The sequence below is a fragment of the Candidatus Roizmanbacteria bacterium CG_4_9_14_0_2_um_filter_38_17 genome (assembly GCA_002788855.1).
GTDB lineage: Bacteria > Patescibacteriota > Microgenomatia.
The window spans coordinates 94,947-117,640 of the sequence record PFSB01000006.1 but is presented as its reverse complement, the minus strand read 5'-3'; the positions used below and the strand labels follow the sequence as shown (position 1 = coordinate 117,640).

Genomic DNA, 22,694 nt, shown 5'->3' with positions numbered 1-22,694 from the left:
CTTTATATATTCCCAACTACACTTTGCAATACTTGAAGCGTCTCTCTAGCTGTGTCACTCCAATTAAACTTAGCTGCTTGTGCTTTTGCCAGCTCCCTTTGCTTATTATAAGCCGAATCAGACATAGTAAGAGCCTTCGTTATTCCGGAGGCTATATCTGATGAATCCTCTGGATTAACTAAAATACCCGCCTCACCAACAATCTCCGGCAAACTAGAGACATTTGAAACTACAGCTGGCGTACCATAACTCATCGCCTCAAGAGGTGGTAACCCAAATCCCTCATACAGACTTACTAAAGTAATTAGCTTGGCTTCTTGATAGAAGCTTGAAAGTTCTTCGTCCGGCACAAATCCTGTAAAAATAACTCTATCTTCCAGTCCTAGCTCATTTACTTTTGTAAATATCTCGTCAAACAACCAACCTTTTTTTCCAACTATAACTAACTGCAACGTCTTATTTTCCAACAGACCAAATGCCTCTATTAAGCGAACTAAATTCTTGCGTGGCTGAAGCGTGCCAACATACAGAATAAAGTTGGGCTTAATTCCATATTTAGCTAAAATCTTATTCGTTAGTATATTTTTATTCATTACAATCCCCGGATAAGTAACCACTACTTTTGTCGGATCAACATTATAGAACTTAATTATATCAGCTCTTGCTGCTTTACTGATAGTCAAAACCATAGCTGCGTTATTTATTGAATATTTGCTCCAACTCGTCAATTGATATAGATCTCTTTTCTTAAACATTTCTGGATAGTGTAGATACGAAGTGTCCATGATCGATACAATACTTGGGACGGGGCAAAAACGCGGAGCATAATGTGTTGGTGTCCAGAATATATCTGGTCTATTTTTGTCTAAAAATAGATCAATTGGTAGACCTATTTGTGTCCAAAACGCTCGAGGACCAACAATTTTATATTCCCACCCATCTTTCTCTTTAGGCATATGGCCTCTCGGTTTATCTTTTAAATAAATTTGGAGTTTGATATTTGGTATTTGAAAATTGTAGAACTGCCATAGCAGTTCCATCGCATACCTACCAATTCCTACCCTTGTGTCTTGATTAGCCTCATTACCATCAACACCTATTAACATCATAGTTTCCCTCCAGGATAAACAACTTTTACACCTGATTCACTAATACCTAACATTTCAACTAAGTCTTGTTTAGTTGCCTTACTATCGCAAATTATCATGCTACAGAGTTTTTTTACTTTATCTAGTCTTCGTTTATGAACATTTACTATTAAAGGGTGGTGCTCTTGGGGGAACTTTAATGGAGAAAGATCATGTACTACTGTTACTAGTTTAGCCAAGCGAGAGCTCGGCTGCGTCCAGTCACTGGAAATAAAGACGTCTACTTTTCCTATAAACCATTCAATCGGAAATATGCCCAAACGATTCCAGAGTATATCTAATAAAGTAGGTGGAAGATAAAACCTCTTGATGCTTACGTTTTCATTCTGGATCTTAGCTATAGAATCTGGTAGTTTTCTTCTTAAGCTTGAAAAAAACAACACATACTCATTCTTCGTATCGTTCTTTACAAGATTAACTATTAATCTTTTAGTGTATTCACCTACTCCCGTACCAGAATACACAACTTGTGAAATATCTACTCCTATTCGCATATCTAATTCAATTTTAGCTTAAACAGTGCTAAAATACACTTTATGTTGCTTTTGCTCTTAACACTAAGTGTATTATTGTTCCCCGAGCATGCTCACGCATACCTCGATCCTGGTACGGGTAGCTATGTCTTTCAGATCCTTATAGCTTCAATAATAGGTGGGGCTGTTGTCTTTAAATCTGGCTGGAGCAAAATAGTTGAGCTCTTTAAACGTAAACCAAAATCCAGTGCTGATGAAAAAAACAACTAAGCTTCCAGGCTCATTTCGTGATCCATCCGGCTTCATTTTTCTCGAAGGCCGCGCGATCTACAGACAAATAAATAAGTCGTATAAGAGTAATTATGACAAGCTCATATCAAGTGGTCTATATAAAGACCTCTTAGAAAAGAGTTTATTAATCCCACACAGAGAATCAACTAAAAAATCAACTGAGCCAGCTTTGTCATACAAGGTAATTAAGCCAGACATGATACCTTTTATCTCATATGCATACGAATGGAGTTTTTCTCAACTTAAAGTTGCTGCGCTTGCCACGCTAGATATCTCTCTAATAGCTTTAAAACATAACATGATCCTAAAAGATGCTAGTGCATTTAATATACAGTTTATTAAAAATAAAGCTATATTAATAGATACTCTGTCTTTCCAAGAATATGAGAATAAAGAGCCTTGGGTGGCTTACAAACAGTTCTGCCAACACTTTCTTGCTCCACTAGCTCTCATGTCATATGCAGATATTCGCACCCGGGAGCTCCTACGAACAAATATAGACGGAATTCCGTTGGATTTAGCTTCTAAACTATTACCTAAAAAGTCGTGGTTAAATTTTGGAATAGCAACCCACATCCATCTTCATGCACAAAGTCAGAAACGTTATGCTGACAAACACGAAACTGTAAAAACCAACCCAAGAGGAATTTCAAAAACTCAGTTAACAAATATATTAATCAATCTAAAATCAACCATAGAAAGCTTAAATTGGAATATCGCCAAGACAGAATGGGGAGACTACTACAACCAAACCAACTATTCTGGTAAAGCTTTTACACATAAACAAAAGCTAGTTAAAGACATTACTAAAAAGATTAAGCCTAAACAGATCTGGGATTTAGGAGCAAATACCGGAGAATTTAGCATAACCACTGCACCTTACACAAAAAATGTCATCGCCTTTGACATTGACCCTCTAGCAGTTGAACGCAATTATCTTAAGCTTAATAATATAAAGATTAATAATATTCTTCCTTTGATCCAGGACCTAACAAATCCATCTCCTGCGCTCGGTTGGCAAAACTGTGAGCGTATGTCTCTTATTGAGCGTGGACCAGTCGATCTGGTTCTGGCATTGGCATTAATCCATCACCTAGCTATTTCCAACAACTTACCCTTGAGCAGTATTGCAGAGTATCTGCATAGCATTACAGCTAATTTGGTTATTGAGTTTGTTCCCAAAACAGATTCCCAAGTTCAGAAAATGCTAGCAAGTCGCAAAGATATTTTTGACAAGTATACTCAAGTCCAGTTTGAACAAGAGTTTGATGAATATTTCATCACAAAATCCAAACACAAAATTACTGGTTCCAAACGAACGCTATACTGGCTGAAATCTAGATGATATCTATGTCAAAAAAATTAGTACTACTCAACCCTGTCATTTTCGCTATATATTCAGTTCTTTTTCTCTATGCCCACAATATAGCAGAGACTCCAATTAATATGGTATATAAACCCCTAGCATATTCAGTTTTAGCAACCGTTTCCACTACATTAATATTAATAATGGTTATCCGAAACAAGGCTAAAACAGCCTTTATTGCAAGTATATTTATTTTAATCTTTTTTACCCACGGACATTTGGTACAGCTATTTCCACCAGAATTTAATATAGATCTTGGAATATTAAAAGTTGGCCCAGATAAGCTTCTTTTTGTATCAGAGTTATTTCTCATAAGCTTAGGTATACAAAATGCGAGACTTGGTCGTTCCTTTCACAAAGTGAAAGGTGGGACCTTTGTCGAGAAATTTAATCAGCTATTTTTTATAATGAGCATTGTTCTCCTACTTTCATCTGCCTTCACCATTATCTCCCACAAACCAAGCTCTAATGCCAATCAAGCTTCCAATCCCAAAGCTAGCTTTGGGATTTTAAGAAGCGCTGTTAAACCAGACATATACTACCTCATCTTCGACCGCTACGCTGCCAACTCTACTCTACTATCAGAACTAGATTATGATAACGCAGAGTTTACTAACTACCTAAATAACGCAGGCTTTTATGTCACAGATAAAAGTGTTGCAAATTACCCTAAAACATTCCAGTCACTCGCTTCTTCATTAAACATGACCTATCTTAACCATCTTACCGATCAATATGGGAAAGAGTCGGAGGACCAAACACTCATTAACAGTATGCTGAATAAACATCAAGTTGGACTAGCACTGAAGGAACTAGGATATACCTATTATCACCTTGGGTCGTGGTGGTTTCCTACAGCTGACAATACTCTAGCAGACGAAGTATATAGTTGGAGCTTTCTAGGGCTTGATCAGTTCTCCAGAGAGTTCTTGCAGACCACACTAGCCTTACCAGTGCTTGCCAAAATGCAGGCTGTTGAATTCGGTGAAGAAAACTATCTTCGGGTTGAGCAGAAGTTAAGGATTCCAGCTAAAGTTAAGAGGTTAGAGCAGATCACTAAAACAAAGTCTGGTCCTAAGTTTGTGTTTGTCCATATGCTACTTCCCCATGGACCATATATTTATGACAGGGAAGGTAACCATATAACTGAAAGTGATGTAAATAGCCAAAGTGATTCAGACAGTTATCTGGATCAATTAATCTATACCAACAAAGTTATCCAAGATATTGTAGATAACATTCTGCTTAATTCAGAATCTGAACCAATCATTATTGTTCAGTCAGACGAAGGCCCCTGTGGCATTATTCCAGAATTAGCAGAAGACGATGGCTGGGGTCACTGCGGTGAAGATATGGATTGGAGAACGCTCAGTGATAACGCACTTAGAGTTAAAATGCGTATCCTAAATGCCTATTATCTACCCAATATGAACATGCAAGAGATACTGTATCCCAGCATATCTCCAGTTAACTCTTTTAGAGTAATTTTTAATCAATATTTCAACACTAATCTGGAATTATTACCTGATAACAACTATATAACATCTGACCTTGAACATCCTTATGATTTTATAGACGTTACAGATAAAGTAAAGTATTAAGCGAAATAAGGCTAAGCCTTAAATTGAGCATGAAAACAAAAATTGCAATAATCGGAGGAGGCATGTCAGGATTAAGCACAACCTATTATCTCTCACAAAACCCCGAATACCAGATAGATCTATACGAAAAAAATGCTAATTTTGGTGGACTACTGGGATTGCTTACAGTAAATGGAGTAGGTTTTGAAGGCTACTATCATCACCTATTTAAATCTGACAAAGATATTATTGGCCTTATTCACGAACTAAATATTGATCATAAGCTACTTTATTTACCAAGTTCAGTAGGTATCCACTACAACAGTAAAATCTACTCTTTCTCCACACCAAAAGACTTACTTCATTTCTCTCCTCTACCCCTTATTGACCGAATTAGACTGGGGTTTGTGGCAATATATCTACAAAAATTTGTTACTGATAAAAATTGGAAAAAGCTAGCACAGTTGTCAGCTGGCAACTGGATTCTCAAATACGCGGGCCGAAGGGCATATAAGATAATCTGGGAACCACTTTTAAAGGGAAAGTTTGGAGAACACGCAGACAGCATATCCATGGCTTGGCTCTGGTCAAGGCTATATCTTCGAAGCAAATCCAGAAACGGCGCTAATGAGGAGCTGGTCTATCTTGATGGAGGATTTAAATTATTAATTGATAAGCTATTAGAGAAGCTTAGGAATAAGCAGGTAAATCTCTATACCAATTCAGACATTGTTGAAATTAAACCTTCAAGCAAACAGGGTTTGACCCTGCAAGTTCAAAAAGGTCAAACCTTGCAATATGACAAAATTATTGTCACAACCCCAAATCCAGTCTTTGCCAAGCTTTGCCCATCTTTACCAGCAGAATATACAGAAAAACTGGCTAAGGTTAAGTATCGTGGGGCAATGGTGGCCATCTTGCAACTAAAAAAACAATTTATGAAAGATATCTATTGGCTAAACGTTAACGATCCAAATTCACATATTCTGGCTGTAGTTGAACATACTAATTTTGTATCACCAAATAAATATAGTGGAGCTCACTTGCTTTATGCTGGTGCCTACCCAGCCCAGACGGACGAGTTAATGACCATGAATAAAACAGACTTATTTGAGCTAATTGTTAAAGAACTAAAGAAAATTAATCCCAAATTTAACAAGTCCTTTGTAGATGCACATTGGATATTTAGAGATAAGTTTGCTCAACCCATCGTAGACACAAATTATCATAACTATATCCCACCTGTTAAAACCGGTATAGATAATCTCTATTTAGTAAACATGGCTCAAGTTTATCCGGAAGACAGAGGCACCAACCAAGCAGTCAGAGATGGAAAATCAATTGCAGACAAAATCATCTTTGGTGAATACTAATTTTCTGCAAGTTTTGTCCTTGCAGAAAATTCACACAAGCTATTTATATACACTAGAACGATGACCCGCTGTTAGAATATGGATTGTCTTATCTAGGTCATTAATTGTATATATTATTCTATATACTCCTACCTTATAAGAAAATTTTCCAGTCAACTCTCGCGTTAGGGGCTTGCCTGATCTGGGATTTTCTTGAAGCTCAACAAGTATTTCTACTATTGCTTGCTGGTATTTCTTTTTAATCTTTTTGAGTTCTTTTCTAGCTTGAGAAGTAATAAGTATTCTATACATCTTACTTAAAAAACAAGTTTCAATTCTTTTCTCAGCTGTTCAAGAGAATAAATCCGTCCTTTATCTACATCTTTCTCACCCTTCTTTATAGCTTTTGTAAGTTCCAAATCAGATAGAATTTCATTTGTTTCTTTCCAAGATTCGTACTCTGCCGAAGATATCACAACCGCCGCAGGGGTTCCATTAACTGTAATTACATACTCATCTAGCTTCCTCTTGACATTATCCACAAGGCTCGTCAATTCTTCCCTTGCTTGTGTTATGGGTATTGTTATTGTCATGTCTTCATTTTACATAATTCTGTACAGATTGTCAACAATCGCTCCCCCGGATAGATTCAAACCTTGTTAATTCTGGCGCAAATCAGGGCTACTTGCGGACAGAGAAATAGACAATAACAAACATACTAATCCCACAATAGCACTCAGGCGTGGACGCCAAAGAGTTGCTAAGATTAAAGACAGAAACATATTTGTTTTAAAACCCGGTTTTAAAACAAAAAAACCGGTATAGATAATCTCTATTTAGTAAATATGGCTCAAGTTTATCCAGAAGACCGAGGAACCAACCAAGCAGTCAGAGATGGGAAAAATATAGCTGATCTAATCTCAAGGGGCTACTGAAGGGGTGAAAAAACTACCAGTCTATATGTGGAAAAAGATTACTTAAACTTTCGGGATCAATAAACTTTTGTATTTCCCCTTTCCATGCACGATGCTCGTCCTTTTGGCACCTACCACAGCCACAGCCAACAGCCCTATTGCGGTACGCAGCAACTATTTCCCTGGATTCAGATAAATCGTCACCGTAGACATACCAAAACATTTCCTCTGCAACATCGTGTGCTTGCATTAACGCTCCATCATAAACAACCATACCTGGTCTAGCTTCTGACATATACAAAGAGTATACAAAACAAAGCCTATTTGTCAAACACTATGGGTTGCTATTCTGTTTCAACCCACCCACATTAAAAGGGGCTGTAAATAAGTGTAAACATAAATATTACACTAGTCTATTTTATTTAATAGCTTCCTTGAGCACAACCAAATCTTTACTTACAGTATCCCAAACCAAGTCAATATCCACCTCGTCATAGTCGTGAATTAGGACATCTCTCATCCCTGCCATATTCTTCCAGGGAACATTAGGAAACTGGCTTTTATAATCTTCTTCTAGTCTCTTTGTAGCTTCACCTATAACTTCTAGTCGTCTAATAACAGCATCTTGCTTTTCAATATTCTCTAGAAAAGACTTTTTATCATATTTAATTTCAGTTAAATATTTTTCAATCTGAACAATTGAATCTAAAATATTCTCAATGTATGGAGTAGCTATTTTCATCACGCTTGAAATAATACAGTTTCGTCTTTTAAGATATACTCCTTTATTGATGGTTTTATTGTTTTATACTGAACTAGATCTACTTTCATCCCTAGTCTATCCTGTAAATCCAGCCTTAATCCAGAATAATCAATTAAACCCATAGATCTACCTAATTCAACAAGAATGTCAATATCACTATCATCTCTATTATCACCACGAGCATACGAGCCAAAAACTGCTGCTTTCTTAACCCCATAATGAGAAAAAATATCTTTTGTATTGTTATATAAATCAGATCTCTGCATTATTGTAGATATTATAGCACGTGGGGTATGCTATTGAGCTCTGCAATGCCCCAGTTAACTTACGCTATCCTCGCTTAGATTAGTCCTGCCAAGTTCAAATAACTTGTCCGCCTACGCGTAACCCTTCTGACTCCAAAGCAATTCAGGGCTACTTGCGGGGTGTACTAATAAATAGCTGTAACAAAACAGCGTGAAGAATAAATGCGCCGGCATAATAAGTCAACCTCTGTGCTGTAAAAAATGTCCAAGTAGCAAACAAAGGAATAGATAATCCAAAACAAGCTAATCCAACAACAACACAAAGGCGAGGTTTCCTCATAACCAAAACTACCAATAAAACCGCAATAAAACCAATATCCTGTATTTTCATTTAAGCTGGGTGTACATAATTATATGTCAAATAAACATTTCCCAGGATGAATAAATAAAACCAGATACTAACTAAATAGCTATAAACACGCTTATTTTGTAGCATCATCGCTCCAATAACTGGTAAAAACATAATCACCATGAACAGTCTAAATTGAGAAGGAGCCAATCCAAAATTAGGCTCAAATATTAACTTCATCTGTGACAACCCTACAAACAGTAACATCGCTAATGGATACCAATTAAACTTGCGCTGACTCTCAACCAATAGCGCCGCAGTTAATATAGACATTAAAGGAAACAAGGGTATCATATACCAGCCAGATATAATATCTTGTGAAGCACTAACTATAAGTAATAGAAAGTATGTCATAGCAGGAACAATAATTATTTTATGTTTTGTATATTTAATTAAAGCTGTAAATATACTTAGTAAGCCCAAGAAGTACCACCCATCATAATACTCCTTATTGACAATAATTGGTTTAAACAGAAGTATCAGGAGATTATCAGGACCTATATTTCTAGTAGATTGAATGAATATTATCTCCTTAAACAATCCCCAGTCAAAGTAAGCACCATATAATACATAACCAAATCCAAATAGGAGGGTCGTTGATACTAGTAGAAGCGTCAATCTTAAGCTTTGCTTTCTTTCAATAAAAAGATACAGCAAGGATATAAAGACTATTACCCCTAGCTCTTTAGTCCAGATAGCAAGACCCGAGAGAGTACCCAATAATAATACGATTGGTACACGAAGTTTGTCCTTAAATAGTATATATAAGTACAAAGCTAGTAGAAATAATGGAGTTAAAAGATTCTCAGCAAATGCCACACGCGCATTCATTACAATAATAGTAGTAGTTATATTTATTAAGAGAGCCCATAACCCAGTCTTATAGCCATATAGTTTTTTGCCTATTAAAAATACTAGCGTTGAAGTAACCATAAATAAAAATATGGGTGCTAAACGAATTGTAGAAAGATTAATCTGATAAAACTCCCGCTCACCATTTAAAAGTGCCACTGATGCCACTAAGAGTCCATTAAGCGGTGGATGATCAAAATATGGATATACTACTGGAAAGTAGGCATTATTAATCGTTAATGAGTACTTGTTCTTGTATGCCGAAAAATGAGACCATGACGTTGGAACACCGTCTTTAATCAGACTCAAACCTAGAAATGAATAGGTGTACTCATCAGCACTAGCACCTCTTTGTGGATACTTTGCATAGTTATGTAAGATAAAGCCTAACCCTAAAGATAGGATAACTGCTACCACTAATATTTTAGCCCTTATCTTAAACATTATTTATCTGCTTTAATTTCAAATATATCTATATTCTCTATTTGGCTATGCTCAAGCCACGATAACTGCCCAAGCTCCTCTATGAGTTCAGCTCTAAGAGCTGGAACATACTTATGATCCTCAATAAACAGTTCCTCGCGATTATCGTAAGGAACAATAATATACTTAACCTTTTTATTTAGAAGTTCACTTCTAGAAAGCTCAGCTGACGATGAAGCTTCAATTGCCGGATGATTCTTGGATACAAATCCAAATCTCTGCCTACCAGGAATCCATAGTGTTTTAAAATCACCATCTTGCTCATAAATAAAATCCTTTAATTCAATATACTCACCTGGCACCGCCTTTGGCTCAAATGTACCCGTAAGCTGACCTAGCCAAACTGGTCTTATTAAAATTACCCAATAAACAATAAATAACCACACAACCCATTTAACCTTGAAACTATTAAGCACATATGGAATAAGGACAGAGTAGCTTAAAGCAATTAATAGATACCATTTAGTAGGATCTCTAAACATCACAAATCCAGGAACATGTTCAAATAGCCACAAATAGACCATACCAAAGGGTTCATTTGCACCTTTAGCCAAAAATGAACCAACTAACCCTAGTAAAGCAAAAAATAATATTTTAGGCTTTTTTGAGAACAAAAGACTGGAAAATGCCAAAATTGGCAGCAACATAAACTCAGGCCTTTGGAATCCCACTTTTCCAAATATATTGTCAGGCCAATTTGGATGAAAAAGTGAAATTGCATTTTCAAACTTTGCAAAACTAAAAAACTCTACCATTTCTCCACCTGTGTATATATCTCCATATTCCCCCGTACCAGACATAATTATAGGAACTATCCAAAATAGATTCAAAATAAATGCAATAATCAAAGGAATAATAATGAGCCTCACTTTTTTCCAGTCTGTTACTAGATAATACAAAACCACCCCAAACAAAGTTATATATGCCATTCGAGGATCAAACATTAACTGTAAAGAAACAAATAACCCTCCTAATAACCCTTTCCTACCTCTTACAAACCAATCCAACACCAAAGGCGCCAGTGCATATCCAAAAGCTACCCCCATCTGTCCCCCTCCAACCACCATTAATATATATGTGCTGGTTGTATAAACCAATACCCCCAACCATGATTTAGTTAAACGATAACTTGAATAGACACAAAGCAGTACAAAAGGTACAAACCATATAACCCTCTCAACCACTTCCCATGATAATCCCAGTACTTGCACAAAAAGTTTAGCTGGAATCTGATAATATAATCCAAGCCACAAAAATCTAATTTCTGGAAACCATGAAAATTCTCCAATATTTTCTAAATACAGATAAGGCCAATCCCCAGCAGATAAAGTTCCCAATCGAAACCAAACTCTATACACAGCAAAAACAACAACCAAAACTAAACCTAATTTCAACTTATTAAGCAACACTATTTATTAGATTGAATCATCTCTTGATAGCTATATTTCACAATAACTCCTACCAAAGATATATATAAAAAAACACCTAATATTTCTGAAAAACCAACTCCAAATACTGTATCTATTAGCAATAGAGCAGAAAAAAAGATTAATAAATACAGCATATATGTAACGCTTAGAAGAGAAATAATAATTAAATATAGTCCATATATAAATGAAGTATATGTAATCACTGCCTCAGAAATACTGCTAATTAGTATAAGTAGAAAAAGCACTGGTATTATTAACCACAGACTCGCTCCAACTAATAAACGAAAAAACACACCCAATATAACCAATGGAATCATAGTCATAATATCTATTTTTATGAATAAATTTGCATAAGGAACTTTGCTCAAAACTGCTATGACTACTAGCACAATCATCAATGTATAACCAAATTTAAGATCCATCTTTGTACTAGCTTCAGATACCCGATTTATAAGGTTTTTAATCATTCTTTTTAACAAATTTTTTGTAACAAATATATGCACCAGAGCTAACCGCAAAAAATAAACTGATAACTGCACTTACAGTAAATCTTCGCTGACTAGCGTGCCTTACCTCTAGTTTATAATCTCCATCTTTCTGAATCAACCAACTATTAGCATAATAATCAGATTCAAAGTGGTTCTGCACCTTGCTAGTCTCACCACTACCATCCGTTATTAAGAGCTCCCAATCTGGGTCAAATCTTTCATTTAATGTAACTACTGTTACATCTCCATTATCACCTATAACATTCACATTGTAATGAGTTGGATTAATTTTTGTGTAATCAACAACTAGTTTATGCACTATAACCTGTTGGTCCAACTCTCGCATATATACAACTGGAAAATATATTTGCGTTGTGTGAGGAAGAATAGATAGGCTATCTTCTTGTGTGTTGCCACAAAAAACAAATTCTCTTTTTCCCATTGCTTCAACGTCATAAAATCGAAGATCTTCAGTTGTGTCAGATACATCTTCTTGATACTCAAAAGTACTAAGATTAGTCACGCCACCTTCTATTGCATCGTTTATTTCATAGAAAATATATTCCTCACCTTGTGCGATAGGATTCTTAAACCTCATTTTAAATGAACCAAAACCAATTGGATCATCATTGACTAATTTTGCCCCATAGCAACTTTTGTCTGGATAAAGGCTTGAATCTGTCTCTGCCCATTTTAAAATATCAATATCTTCATTATTTATCCTAATCTCTAACCTATGTTCGCCCTTGTCTAAGGGTAGATCACCCATATCTATCCAAGAATCATTATTTATCTCTACCAATAAAGATTCACTTTTATCTATAACCAATTCGACAGTGGTACCTACTTTACCTAAATTAGAATCATATTTTAAGCTAAAACCATAAAGTCCTGAACGCGGTACTTGAAATATAAATAACTTGTCCTTTTCAATGTTTCCTCCAAATTTATAACTTTCAATATTTAATAGATCTTGTTGAAACTCTTGAAGTAACATCAAGTATCTACTCTTCATGCTACTACTTGCCCTTTGTATAGCTTCATTCTTAAACTGATTTCTTAAATATTGAAGTTCTTTATCTATATACATTGATGCTTTTATAGCTAACGTTAGTTTTTCCTCAGTATTTTCTATCTTTTCTATCTCAGCAATCAAAATATCGGTCTGACTAATAATATCATCCATTGTCTTGGTAAGTACCTGTTCATCTTTGACATCAAGCTCATACATCTTTATTAATCTGGCTACTCTTTTATTACTTATTCCCAAAAGTGTGGTTATTTTATCTACACCAACAACAGAGCTAATTTGCTTATTTTCTCTATACTGAATTATCTTAAAAAGAGGAGAGTTCGGTAAAATCCGTGAAGCAGTAAAATCTACATGCATGATATTTCTCTCAACCTCACACAGTCGACAATTAAGAAATGAGCTATAACTAGCTTCTTTATACATGTCCTGCGTAACACTATCAGCTATTATCGAGTTAAGCGAATATCTATAAGGAGTACCCAGTAAATTATGTAGATTAGTAATATCCGAACTAATCACTTCAATTGGCTTATAAACTGAAACAACACCATTAGAATAATTGACGGGCATGGTATACAGTGTCCATTCACCAAATGTTAGACTGGTTATATTAGGATAAAAACTTTTTATCTGGGCTTCATATTCATCCGGACTAATCGATCTCGACCATTCCAATTTATAATTAAAATCATTACGCACAAGCAGGTATTTAATGCTTGCTAACCTAGCTAATTGCTCAAAATATTGCTTGTCTCCAATAAGTAAACTACGATATATTTCATTTATTATTGTGCGAGACTGCCGATCAAGTAGCTGGTCGTTCATTATCACCGGCTTATTAGTAAAGTACCTTGTTAAAGGATATAGACTAAAAAATCCCCAGTTATAAACATCCGCTTGGGTTGAGCTGCTTAAATTAGGAATAGCCAACACTCTGTTATCCCCAGTGTCAGCTCTATTTATATAATCAGCAAAATCAAACACATATTCAGGCACCTTGAGCCTAGTACGCAAGTCATCTCTCCAATTAAATTGTTTCGTTTGTACAAACGGAAAATGATAAAGAACTACCAAACTCACAACGGCCACAGTCATAATTAAATGCATTTTAGGTTTAAATCTGTCTATAAAAAAACCAATTGTAATTCCAGCAATAATGGAAAACGAAAAGAATATTGTAGGTGCAAATTTATAATACGGGGTACGAAATATCAAAAAACCTGGTATATATCTCATCATAGCCTTGTACACAAAACCCAATGGCGCATGTGTACCGGCCGACAGAACAAAACCAATAATGAATAACCAATAGAGGTACAATACAAAAGGTCTGTGTTTTTTTGCTATAGACCATGTTTTCCATGTATATAAGGGTAGAATCAAAATTACGAGCGGAACAAAACTTGCCAATATTAGCACTGGAGTCATTAAATAGTTAGAAGCATAAGAATGCTGAGCATTGTCATACCACTCCGAAACACCCTGCAATCTAAATAAGTTATTATAGCTTGTATTCTTGCTTATAACACCCGCCCACTCAATTAACCCTTCCACACCGCCCACACTAGCAACACCGTCAATTACAGCCTTTGAAAGCTCAAAAAACACAGGCAACAACATATACATATTTGCCAAAACAGCCAAAATTAAAGTTCCTAAAATTAATAGCAAAAACCGAAAAGCTGTAGATAGTGAACCTTTAAGGCAATCATGCAGCGAGAAGAAAAGCACAAATACGACAATAGTGGTAATTAAACCTCCATACAATGGAATGCCAAACAAGCCACCAGCATTAAATATAAACAAGATTAAGCCATTTAGTAACGATCCGGTCAATATAGATAACCGCTTACGATAGACCTCATAAAATACCAGCAGAAGCAAAGGTAAAGCTGTGTACGCTGAAAATTTAGCTACCTCAGCAATAAACCAAGCTTGTAATATATAAAAATTAATCACATATAATACTGCTGCTATTGTTGCTACAACCCAATTTCCAAGACCTGTTCTTCGAACAAATAAGTACATCGATAGTGACATTGCCAACATCCAAAAAATATATGTAAATCTTTGTGCAACGGTAATCGAAAATCCAAGCATCGCTGGTAATGCCTCCAGCAAATGCATAGGTATTGTTCCCATGAAGCGCGTTTGATCAAGTCCAAAACCTTCATTTGATATCCATGTAAATAACCTACCGTGTAAAAATACTTGAGGCACAAGAGGAAATACATTATCGTGCCCATCTAGCAAATAACCGCCACTAACCCAAATTAAAGGAATCATGCTTATAGCAATGAGAATAGCGAGCCCTAAAATATCTTGCTTACGACCCTTTAACCACTTCATCCTACCAACCCAACAAGTTGCTGTTTGTAACTAATAAGCCACTTATATGTATCCTCGATAATGTTTTGTATGGATTTATTTGGCTTCCAACCCGTAGTCTTAGTTATTTCTGAATTATCTGTGTAATATAGCGGAATATCGCCAAGTCTTGCTTTGTCATTCTTTCCAATTTTAATTGTATTACCTGTAACTTCCTGACAATAATCAGTTAACTCTAACAAAGAAATACTGTTTTCAACTCCGCCTCCAGCATTATATATTTTACTTGTAAGTACAGCTGGATGTTCCAGCTGATATCTTAATAAGACAACAACATCATCAACGTGCACAATATCTCTAACCTGTTTGCCTAGTCCACCATATCCGATATAAGATAGTTCTCCACCAAAACTGTGCTTAGCTAACCAATGTGCAACTATTCCCTGATCAACCTTGCCAAACTGCCATGGACCAGCTATCATTCCATAGCGAATAATGGATGCATTTACACCATATACCTCCCTATATTCTTCAAGAATAAGCTCAGCAGATAACTTACTAGCACCATAAAAAGTCCTTTTTCCTGGAAGAGGAAATTTCTCACTAATACCGTCTACAGACACACCTGCCATTTCTATATTCTCAGGGATTTTATATCTTGACTCAGTCTCTTCATATTTTATATTTTCAAGAACACTATATGGATATACTCTACTTGTAGATATAAATATGACATCACTTGAGCATTTCCTTGCTACTTCATAACAATTAATTGCACCAATCAAATTTGTTGACAAAACATAGCTTGGACTTGATGTCACTCCAGCCTGTGCAGAAGGTTCTGCTGAACACTCAATAATCAGATCTGGATCTATTCCTGACAAGTCTTCCTGGTTTCGTACATCCCCTCGTATAAAATCAACTCCAGCATCCGCTAGACGCCCCACATTTAATTCTGATCCTCTCCTCCTCAAATTATCCAAGGCTAGAATATGAATACCTGCATACTCTTTCTTAAGAGCAAGACAAATGTTAGAGCCTACAAATCCCGCACCCCCAGTGATCAATACTTTCTTATACTTCATTTCTTATAAACGTTACATAGCTCTTCAATTATTCTGTCAATTCCATATTTATATTCCCACTTAGGATAATGCTTTTGAAATTTTGATACATCTGAAACATACCAAATATGATCTCCTATCCTATTTTCATCGATATAAACAACTTTAGCCTTTTTACCTAGCCGTTTTTCTATTTTCTCTATAGCCTCTAACATGGAAACATTTGAGTGCCTAGATCCGCCCATATTATACACTTCTCCTTTTCGAGGGTTTTGAACAACATGATAAAAAGCATTTACCAAGTCATATGAATGGATATTGTCTCGCACCTGTTTCCCTTTATACCCAAATATTTTATATTCTAACCCGATTGCAATACATTTAACTAAGTAAGCTAAAAACCCATGCAACTGAGTACCACTATGAGCAGGACCAGTTAAACATCCACCTCTAAAGATAGCCGTATTGAGACCAAAATATTTACCATATTCCTGAACCAAAATATCCGCGGCAATCTTGGATGCACCAAAGATACTATGTACAGAATTGTCTATACTCATTGATTCATCTATTCCTTGATAAAACCTATGATCTTTAGGCAACTCATAACGAGTTTCTAATTCTACAAAAGGAAGTGAATTTGGACGGTCACCATATACTTTATTCGTTGACGTGAAAATAAAGACACCGTCAGGAGCATATTTGCGAAAATTTTCAAGCAAAATCAATGTCCCATTAGCATTTATCGTAAAATCTGTCAGAGGCTCCTTAGCTGCCCAATCATGTGATGGCTGAGCGGCAGTATGTATAACAACGTCAAACTTATTCTGTCTAAATACCTTCTCTATCTTTTTTTCATCTCTGATGTCTATACTCAGATGCTTATAGTTTAGATGGCTTTCTTCAAGCTTTTTTCTATTCCAATCGGTACTCGCTTCCTTACCAAAAAAATAAGCCCTCATATCGTTATCAATACCAAAGATTTCATAATTCTTTCTACTGAAAAATCGCACTGCTTCAGAACCAATAAGACCCGCCGAACCAGTTATTAATGCTTTTTTTGTCATGAATTATTAATACTTTTTACTGCAAAAAGCTGATATGAAAACTTAGGAAAGTTATATAAAAATAACTGTGTAATACTTGCAACTACTCCCCAAAAAAACCAAGGTCTGTATTTTAAAGTTGCACATTCACCACGTAAATATCTTAACCCTCTGATTCCCTTAACATTGTAACCTCGTTTTTGAAAATCATCAACACTCCAGCCAGATCTGTGAACTTGGTAAGGGTTTCCTCCGTATGGTTCTTGATCATAATAGCCATTAGGTGTCATTATAATAACTTTTTTTGTCGCAATTTTTTCTACTTTCTCAAGTAATTTTATTCCCTCTTTTTTATCAAGATGCTCAATCAAATCCAACGCTATAACCACATCAAACGACTTTGGTTTAACCTTCTCATTAATTTTGGTCACATCACATTGGATATATTTATCATGTATTTTCTTGAGCTTACTTATTTCTATGCTTTTCGTAAATAAATCTACTCCAACAGATGTATAATTTCCAGCAACCTCTGACAGCGGTGAGTCTGCGCCACAGCCCAGATCAAGTACAGTTTCTATTCCCTCCAGTTCCCGCTCTATCGCCAAATAATAAGGCTTATCACCTAACTTCACTAGTACCTGCTTAATACTCATGGGATGATTTTAACTTTATCTCAAAGTATTGTAAACTACCTTATATGTTAAAGAGCCTTTTAATTGGAACTTTTGCCCTCTGGGAAAACAACGAGCGCACAGCAATCAACGGAATGATTGAACCAATGTTAAGCTTTTTTAAACCGCAAGTTAAACACATAGACCTAATTGACGGACCCCATCCCGGATCATCAACAGTAATTACAAAATATGAAACTTACTCTTCAGACAAAAAAATGGTAAATCGCGTGTCAGTTATTAGTATCCTCATGTATCCACTGTTAATGTTACAAAACACAATATCTACCCAAGTGTTTTTTAAGATTCGTGACATTTTTGCTACTCTTGAGCTTGCTATAAGATCAAAGAAAAATTTTGAACTATTCATAGGAATGGAGTCTATCTATACACTAGCTGGTATTATTCTTCGTAAAATGGGTAAAGTTAATAAGGTAGTATATTATGTCTCTGACTATTCCCCTAACAGATATGGCAGCTCACTTTTTAACAGCCTTTACCTATGGCTTGATAGAATGTGTTGCTATCATACGAATTATATATGGGATGTATCACCTGCAATGCATCCCGCTAGGATTAAAGCCGGGCTTAAGCCAAGTAAATCCGCACCTGTCATCCTTGTTCCAAATGCGCTATTCAAGGAACAGATATCTCCATTACCACTTTCAAAAAAGATACCTTTGTCACTCGTATATGCAGGAACATTAACAAAATCCAATGGTCCCGATCTTGCAGTAGAAGCAATGCATTATGTACTAGAAAAATTCCCAAAAAGCTCTTTACACATATTTGGAAGCAATGGCGCCGATCAAGCAAGAATTAAAAGTCTTATCCAAAAGTATTCCCTAGACAAGTCCGTTGTCTTTCATGGTTTCATAACTCAAGTTGCTGATATCACAAATGCAATCAATGTTTATTCCATTGGAGTAGCTCCATATTTGGACACTCCCAGATCTCATCGGAAATATGGAGACGCTACCAAGCTACGTCTATACCTTGGAGCTGGTCTACCCATCATCACAACAAGCATTCCTCCACTTGGAAAAGAAATCGAGAAAATTGGGGCAGCCATTAGAATAAAAGACAATCCCGAAGCCCTCGCATCAGCCATCATAGATCTCATGCATGACAAAAAGAAATATAACAAGATGCGCAAAGTGGCTATAGCATACAGTAAACAAAACACTTGGAAAAAGACCTACTCTAATGCTCTATCTCAAATGGAGTTACCGACACCGATGCATAAAGTAAGCCCATTAGCGCCGAGGACGCCTTAACTAGATACAATATTGGCAAACCTATAAGCAAATGAGGTTTGGTTAAAGCAATAGTACTAAAATATGAACGTCGTGGTAGTGAACGCGTAGCTATAGTGGTAGGATTTTGCTTCCAAGCAACCGCATATCCCTGTCCATAACGAAAAAATTTCTTAGCAAGAACACTCCAACTTGTTACCTCCTGATGCAAGATTGAAGAAGATTTCATATATTTCACCTTTGCTCCTTGGCGCAGTACTTGAGCATACAGAATTGTGTCATCAAAAATAGAGAGACCTTGAGATAGCTTGACTTTCTCTAAGATTTTTTTACTAAAGAATCTGGGACATGCTGTACCGAATAAAATACCGTCATCTATAACTTGATCTATGAGCCACTTATCATAAGCAATTAAGTATTCTAGATAGGTTCCTTTTTTAATAACAGATTTTTCAGATATGGTAATGGCATCATATCCATCCTCTTCGCAATATCTCACACATTCTTCAATTACCTTTGGCTCTAAAGTCTGATCAGAGTCAAGAGATAAAACATACTTACCGTGACTTCTGACTTGATTTTGCTTTCTAGCATCTCCAAGCTTATCGGCAAAGTGTACCTTTGCTCCAAAAGATTGGGCTATTTTAATAGTGTTATCCTTACTAAATCCATCTGCCAGAATAATTTCTATATTTTTGTAAGTCTGAGCTACTACCGATTCCAAGGTCTCTTTCAGAGTCTTAGCAGAATTATATGTACGAACATTAACAGATACCAATGGTAACGATCTCATTGAGTTATTTTATTTTGGACTTCCTTTGTAATATCAACTAGTTTTTCCTCAGAAGCAATATATTGAAAACCCACTACCTCATCTTTCTTAATACTACTTTGTTCCATGAACTTATCCAGCTTACCCTCCTCTCGAAAATACCCAAACCCTCTACCTTCACATTCTCTATATCCTTGGCTTAATTGTACATACAAAAACTGGTCGTTAAAAAAACACGCTGGAAAAGGTTCCCCATATGCATTATACCAAACCAAAAGCGTCTGCCCAAAACCGGATTGAAAAGGCATGATGTTTTCCTCCACTCCATAGAAAGATTTATCACTTGGAATATAAAAAACTACATTTTTTGGCAAAGTAGGATATTTACTCAAAATATTCTCTAAAATCCCTTTTCTCAAGTCGCCAATTGCTATTTGCTTGGCAATATCGTTTCTTATTTTGTAAATATGCAAAATAGAAAGAGCTAAAAAAACAAATATTAATGTAAGTAAGATAATTCTCTTCCGATTAAAAATTTCATACAACTCAAAAGAGACAGTAGCTATAAATATCGAAGTAAAAATGCCAGTGAGATAAAAATGTCTACCATCCAATAAAGAAAGAAATCCAGCTACTCCAGGAACAAAAATAAAAGGAAATGAGCTTAAAACTATGCCAATAATTGAGATTATCAATATACGTGCGTTTTGCTCCATTTTGTATTTTTTCAAATATATACATAAAACTAAAGTGCCAATTAGTAAAATTATTGCTATACCAAATGAAATAGTGTCTGCACCAATACTTTCCACAATATACGGATTTGGTGCATTATCAATGGCAATGAACTGAGGATAAGCAGTTTTAATAAAAAATCTACTTGCTTTAATAATATACTCTACTGGAATTACAGACTGCGTCAAAATTCTCAATGGCATACTAACTACTCGATAACCATATGTCACTAGATTTGGTTGAGTTAGTTCAACCACTGAGGGTTCAGGCTGCTCATAAAAAGCAGGAACTGCCAAACGTAAACCAACATATAGTCCTCCAAATATTAATAAGAAAATTGTAGTTTCTTTGATCTTTTTTCTATCAAACTTTACAATTAACGTATATAACGGAAGAAATAAAAAGATAAATACCGATGTTTCCTTAAAAAATATAGAGATCATCAAAAATAACAAAGATGAATATAAATATCTCCTCTTATCTGGTTTATCAAATAGATACTTAGTAAAAAATACTAAACATAGCAGAATAAAGAAAACAGCCCCTTCCGTCCCAGAGGCAGTCGCAATCCAGGTGACTGCCTGATGGGATATTGAATTAATTAGAAACAAAAACCCAGCAATACTTGCAAGAATTTTTTTCTTAAAAAGGAGCCACCCAAGCCAACAAACTAGAAGAGAATTCAAGAAGTGAAGCAGAATGCTACTGACCGCATATGGATAAAATTCTACCTCGAACAGCTTGAATTGAGTAAAAGAAAATAGGTTACTCAAAGGTATAAAATGAGTATATTGACCATAAAATAATCTTTCAAACCAACTCAAGCTTGCTTTCTGCCAGTAAAGGTAATTCCCAAAAATTAGCCATTCATCTTGCTGAAAAAAAGCAAACGGGAGCTTGCCAAAAGTAAGTAAAGCAGAAATTAAAATAATTAAGATAGATAGAAAAAAATATAACCTGTTTTTTTTCATAACTGACGTTCATACCAATCAATTGTCTTTTTTAGCCCATCACGAAAGACCATTTTAGCTGAAAAACCAAATTGGGACTTGGCCATACTAACATCAAGTTGTCTGCGTGGTTGCCCATCGGGTTTAGACTTATTCCACTCAATATCTCCCTTATACCCCGTTAGTTCGACTATTAACTCTACTACTTTTTTAATTGCAATCTCCTGACCCGAACCAAGATTGACTGGTTCTGGCTTATCGTATTCTTGCGTTGCCAATACTATACCTTCCGCCGCATCCTTAACGTAGAGAAATTCTCGAGTTGCCTTCCCCGTCCCCCAGACCTCAACCTTAGGTTTACCTAAATTTCGAGCTTCAATTATACGCCTGATTAAAGCTGGTATAACATGAGCTGTTCTTGGAACAAAATTATCCCCAGGCCCATATAGATTAACTGGTAAAAGATGAATTGCATTAAATCCGTACTGTGTCTTATATGCGTTTCCTTGCACTATTAACATCTTTTTTGCCCAGCCGTAAGGAGCAGTTGTCTCTTCAGGATAGCCATCCCAAAGGTTTTCTTCCTTAAACGGTAACGGCGGACTCTTGGGATATTCACATACTGTTCCAATGCTTACAAATTTTTCTATCCCTTCCTTACGCGCCGCTTCCATAAGCTCCACGCCCATAACTAAGTTGTTATAAAAAATTTCACCCGAGTGCTCACCAATAAACCCAATTCCACCAATCTGGGCTGCAAGGTGAATCACAACATCAACATTCTTTACAACTTTTTTACAGACCAATGTGCTACGAAGGTCGTATTCTGTAGATCTTGGTACAAATATATCTTCTGCTCCTTTAGCTTTTAACTCACTAACAACATACTGCCCCAGAAATCCCCCCCCACCAGTAACAAGGATTTTTTTATTGTTTAGATTCATTTATATAATTTCACGAAGAATATTTTCCATGTTAGCATATTACCAATAATAAACAAACCGAAAAGTACTATATAATAATATAGATACTCTGCAAAAAA

23 protein-coding genes are annotated in these 22,694 nt (G+C 35.8%); 5 read left to right on the top strand and 18 right to left on the bottom strand.

Translation table 11 applies throughout. From position 1 onward, the window contains the following. Positions 1–2 precede the first annotated feature (2 nt). Both CO050_01270 and CO050_01265 read right to left on the bottom strand, forming a co-directional pair. Positions 3–1,109 (bottom strand): hypothetical protein, encoded by a 1,107-nt coding sequence (locus CO050_01270; GenBank protein ID PJC32109.1) that lies wholly within the window; start codon positions 1,107–1,109, stop codon positions 3–5. Beyond that, positions 1,106–1,642 carry a hypothetical protein gene (locus tag CO050_01265; protein PJC32108.1) on the bottom strand — a complete coding sequence of 179 codons (537 nt, stop codon included), beginning with the start codon at positions 1,640–1,642 and terminating at the stop codon, positions 1,106–1,108. The genes CO050_01270 and CO050_01265 overlap by 4 nt, the downstream gene beginning before the upstream one ends. Positions 1,643–1,684: 42 nt before the next feature. Between CO050_01265 and CO050_01260 the strand changes: the two genes are divergently transcribed. The 4 genes from CO050_01260 to CO050_01245 are packed head-to-tail and all read left to right on the top strand — an operon-like array spanning position 1,685 to position 6,231. Further along, positions 1,685–1,891 carry a hypothetical protein gene (locus CO050_01260; GenBank protein ID PJC32107.1) on the top strand — a complete coding sequence of 69 codons (207 nt, stop codon included), beginning with the start codon at positions 1,685–1,687 and terminating at the stop codon, positions 1,889–1,891. Next, entirely contained in the window at positions 1,875–3,257 is a 1,383-nt protein-coding gene (locus tag CO050_01255) for an SAM-dependent methyltransferase (protein ID PJC32106.1), read from the top strand. The genes CO050_01260 and CO050_01255 overlap by 17 nt, the downstream gene beginning before the upstream one ends. Next, positions 3,254–4,879 (top strand): hypothetical protein, encoded by a 1,626-nt coding sequence (locus tag CO050_01250; protein ID PJC32105.1) that lies wholly within the window; start codon positions 3,254–3,256, stop codon positions 4,877–4,879. The genes CO050_01255 and CO050_01250 overlap by 4 nt, the downstream gene beginning before the upstream one ends. Before the next feature lie 29 nt (positions 4,880–4,908). Beyond that, positions 4,909–6,231 carry a hypothetical protein gene (locus CO050_01245; protein PJC32104.1) on the top strand — a complete coding sequence of 441 codons (1,323 nt, stop codon included), beginning with the start codon at positions 4,909–4,911 and terminating at the stop codon, positions 6,229–6,231. A 39-nt stretch (positions 6,232–6,270) separates the two neighbouring features. Here the strand turns inward: CO050_01245 and CO050_01240 are convergent, their stop codons facing one another. From CO050_01240 to CO050_01180, 13 genes are all read right to left on the bottom strand, one after another. Further along, entirely contained in the window at positions 6,271–6,522 is a 252-nt protein-coding gene (locus tag CO050_01240; protein PJC32103.1) for a type II toxin-antitoxin system RelE/ParE family toxin, read from the bottom strand. A gap of 5 nt (positions 6,523–6,527) precedes the next feature. Continuing rightward, on the bottom strand, positions 6,528–6,803 hold the full coding sequence (locus CO050_01235) for a hypothetical protein (protein PJC32102.1): 276 nt from the start codon (positions 6,801–6,803) through the stop codon (positions 6,528–6,530). A gap of 355 nt (positions 6,804–7,158) precedes the next feature. Then, positions 7,159–7,419 carry a hypothetical protein gene (locus CO050_01230; protein ID PJC32101.1) on the bottom strand — a complete coding sequence of 87 codons (261 nt, stop codon included), beginning with the start codon at positions 7,417–7,419 and terminating at the stop codon, positions 7,159–7,161. Positions 7,420–7,542: 123 nt separating this feature from the next. Next, entirely contained in the window at positions 7,543–7,866 is a 324-nt protein-coding gene (locus CO050_01225; GenBank protein ID PJC32100.1) for a hypothetical protein, read from the bottom strand. Beyond that, positions 7,866–8,153, bottom strand: coding sequence for a hypothetical protein (locus CO050_01220; protein ID PJC32099.1), 288 nt, complete (start codon positions 8,151–8,153; stop codon positions 7,866–7,868). The genes CO050_01225 and CO050_01220 overlap by 1 nt, the downstream gene beginning before the upstream one ends. A 148-nt stretch (positions 8,154–8,301) precedes the next feature. Further along, the gene (locus tag CO050_01215) at positions 8,302–8,523 is read right to left on the bottom strand and encodes a hypothetical protein (GenBank protein PJC32098.1); all 222 of its coding nucleotides are present in this window, start codon (positions 8,521–8,523) and stop codon (positions 8,302–8,304) included. Then, positions 8,524–9,837 (bottom strand): hypothetical protein, encoded by a 1,314-nt coding sequence (locus CO050_01210; GenBank protein PJC32097.1) that lies wholly within the window; start codon positions 9,835–9,837, stop codon positions 8,524–8,526. Next, complete coding sequence (locus CO050_01205) at positions 9,837–11,285, bottom strand: hypothetical protein (GenBank protein PJC32096.1); 1,449 nt, start codon at positions 11,283–11,285, stop codon at positions 9,837–9,839. Before CO050_01205 ends, CO050_01210 begins: the two co-directional genes overlap by 1 nt. Beyond that, positions 11,285–11,773: a hypothetical protein gene (locus tag CO050_01200; GenBank protein ID PJC32095.1), complete on the bottom strand. Its 489-nt coding sequence runs from the start codon at positions 11,771–11,773 to the stop codon at positions 11,285–11,287. Before CO050_01200 ends, CO050_01205 begins: the two co-directional genes overlap by 1 nt. Then, complete coding sequence (locus CO050_01195) at positions 11,766–15,176, bottom strand: hypothetical protein (GenBank protein PJC32094.1); 3,411 nt, start codon at positions 15,174–15,176, stop codon at positions 11,766–11,768. The genes CO050_01200 and CO050_01195 overlap by 8 nt, the downstream gene beginning before the upstream one ends. Beyond that, a complete protein-coding gene (locus tag CO050_01190) occupies positions 15,173–16,240 on the bottom strand; it encodes a 3-beta hydroxysteroid dehydrogenase (GenBank protein PJC32093.1) in 1,068 nt (355 codons plus the stop codon). Before CO050_01190 ends, CO050_01195 begins: the two co-directional genes overlap by 4 nt. Further along, positions 16,237–17,286 carry an NAD-dependent epimerase gene (locus CO050_01185; GenBank protein ID PJC32092.1) on the bottom strand — a complete coding sequence of 350 codons (1,050 nt, stop codon included), beginning with the start codon at positions 17,284–17,286 and terminating at the stop codon, positions 16,237–16,239. Before CO050_01185 ends, CO050_01190 begins: the two co-directional genes overlap by 4 nt. Then, positions 17,283–17,921, bottom strand: coding sequence for an SAM-dependent methyltransferase (locus tag CO050_01180; GenBank protein ID PJC32091.1), 639 nt, complete (start codon positions 17,919–17,921; stop codon positions 17,283–17,285). The genes CO050_01185 and CO050_01180 overlap by 4 nt, the downstream gene beginning before the upstream one ends. Before the next feature lie 44 nt (positions 17,922–17,965). Here CO050_01180 and CO050_01175 point away from each other — a divergent pair, with 44 nt between their 5' ends. Further along, positions 17,966–19,216 (top strand): hypothetical protein, encoded by a 1,251-nt coding sequence (locus CO050_01175; protein PJC32090.1) that lies wholly within the window; start codon positions 17,966–17,968, stop codon positions 19,214–19,216. Here the strand turns inward: CO050_01175 and CO050_01170 are convergent. From CO050_01170 to CO050_01160, 3 genes are read right to left on the bottom strand one after another with little or no spacing between them, the layout of a single operon-like run. Next, complete coding sequence (locus CO050_01170; protein PJC32089.1) at positions 19,143–19,988, bottom strand: hypothetical protein; 846 nt, start codon at positions 19,986–19,988, stop codon at positions 19,143–19,145. The two genes, CO050_01175 and CO050_01170, sit on opposite strands and share 74 nt — an antisense overlap. Beyond that, positions 19,985–21,673, bottom strand: a complete 1,689-nt coding sequence (locus tag CO050_01165) for a hypothetical protein (protein ID PJC32088.1) — start codon at positions 21,671–21,673, stop codon at positions 19,985–19,987. Before CO050_01165 ends, CO050_01170 begins: the two co-directional genes overlap by 4 nt. After that, positions 21,670–22,596: a GDP-fucose synthetase gene (locus tag CO050_01160; protein PJC32087.1), complete on the bottom strand. Its 927-nt coding sequence runs from the start codon at positions 22,594–22,596 to the stop codon at positions 21,670–21,672. The genes CO050_01165 and CO050_01160 overlap by 4 nt, the downstream gene beginning before the upstream one ends. Positions 22,597–22,694: the final 98 nt, after the last annotated feature.

Excerpts from the sequence above, each read along its gene's own strand:
- CO050_01270 (PJC32109.1), bottom strand. The coding sequence starts at position 1,109 with ATGATGTTAATAGGTGTTGATGGTAATGAGGCTAATCAAGACACAAGG.
- CO050_01265 (PJC32108.1), bottom strand. The coding sequence starts at position 1,642 with ATGCGAATAGGAGTAGATATTTCACAAGTTGTGTATTCTGGTACGGGA.
- CO050_01260 (PJC32107.1), top strand. The coding sequence starts at position 1,685 with ATGTTGCTTTTGCTCTTAACACTAAGTGTATTATTGTTCCCCGAGCAT.
- CO050_01255 (PJC32106.1), top strand. The coding sequence starts at position 1,875 with ATGAAAAAAACAACTAAGCTTCCAGGCTCATTTCGTGATCCATCCGGC.
- CO050_01250 (PJC32105.1), top strand. The coding sequence starts at position 3,254 with ATGATATCTATGTCAAAAAAATTAGTACTACTCAACCCTGTCATTTTC.
- CO050_01245 (PJC32104.1), top strand. The coding sequence starts at position 4,909 with ATGAAAACAAAAATTGCAATAATCGGAGGAGGCATGTCAGGATTAAGC.
- CO050_01240 (PJC32103.1), bottom strand. The coding sequence starts at position 6,522 with ATGTATAGAATACTTATTACTTCTCAAGCTAGAAAAGAACTCAAAAAG.
- CO050_01235 (PJC32102.1), bottom strand. The coding sequence starts at position 6,803 with ATGACAATAACAATACCCATAACACAAGCAAGGGAAGAATTGACGAGC.
- CO050_01230 (PJC32101.1), bottom strand. The coding sequence starts at position 7,419 with ATGTCAGAAGCTAGACCAGGTATGGTTGTTTATGATGGAGCGTTAATG.
- CO050_01225 (PJC32100.1), bottom strand. The coding sequence starts at position 7,866 with ATGAAAATAGCTACTCCATACATTGAGAATATTTTAGATTCAATTGTT.
- CO050_01220 (PJC32099.1), bottom strand. The coding sequence starts at position 8,153 with ATGCAGAGATCTGATTTATATAACAATACAAAAGATATTTTTTCTCAT.
- CO050_01215 (PJC32098.1), bottom strand. The coding sequence starts at position 8,523 with ATGAAAATACAGGATATTGGTTTTATTGCGGTTTTATTGGTAGTTTTG.
- CO050_01210 (PJC32097.1), bottom strand. The coding sequence starts at position 9,837 with ATGTTTAAGATAAGGGCTAAAATATTAGTGGTAGCAGTTATCCTATCT.
- CO050_01200 (PJC32095.1), bottom strand. The coding sequence starts at position 11,773 with ATGATTAAAAACCTTATAAATCGGGTATCTGAAGCTAGTACAAAGATG.
- CO050_01195 (PJC32094.1), bottom strand. The coding sequence starts at position 15,176 with ATGAAGTGGTTAAAGGGTCGTAAGCAAGATATTTTAGGGCTCGCTATT.
- CO050_01190 (PJC32093.1), bottom strand. The coding sequence starts at position 16,240 with ATGAAGTATAAGAAAGTATTGATCACTGGGGGTGCGGGATTTGTAGGC.
- CO050_01185 (PJC32092.1), bottom strand. The coding sequence starts at position 17,286 with ATGACAAAAAAAGCATTAATAACTGGTTCGGCGGGTCTTATTGGTTCT.
- CO050_01180 (PJC32091.1), bottom strand. The coding sequence starts at position 17,921 with ATGAGTATTAAGCAGGTACTAGTGAAGTTAGGTGATAAGCCTTATTAT.
- CO050_01175 (PJC32090.1), top strand. The coding sequence starts at position 17,966 with ATGTTAAAGAGCCTTTTAATTGGAACTTTTGCCCTCTGGGAAAACAAC.
- CO050_01170 (PJC32089.1), bottom strand. The coding sequence starts at position 19,988 with ATGAGATCGTTACCATTGGTATCTGTTAATGTTCGTACATATAATTCT.
- CO050_01165 (PJC32088.1), bottom strand. The coding sequence starts at position 21,673 with ATGAAAAAAAACAGGTTATATTTTTTTCTATCTATCTTAATTATTTTA.
- CO050_01160 (PJC32087.1), bottom strand. The coding sequence starts at position 22,596 with ATGAATCTAAACAATAAAAAAATCCTTGTTACTGGTGGGGGGGGATTT.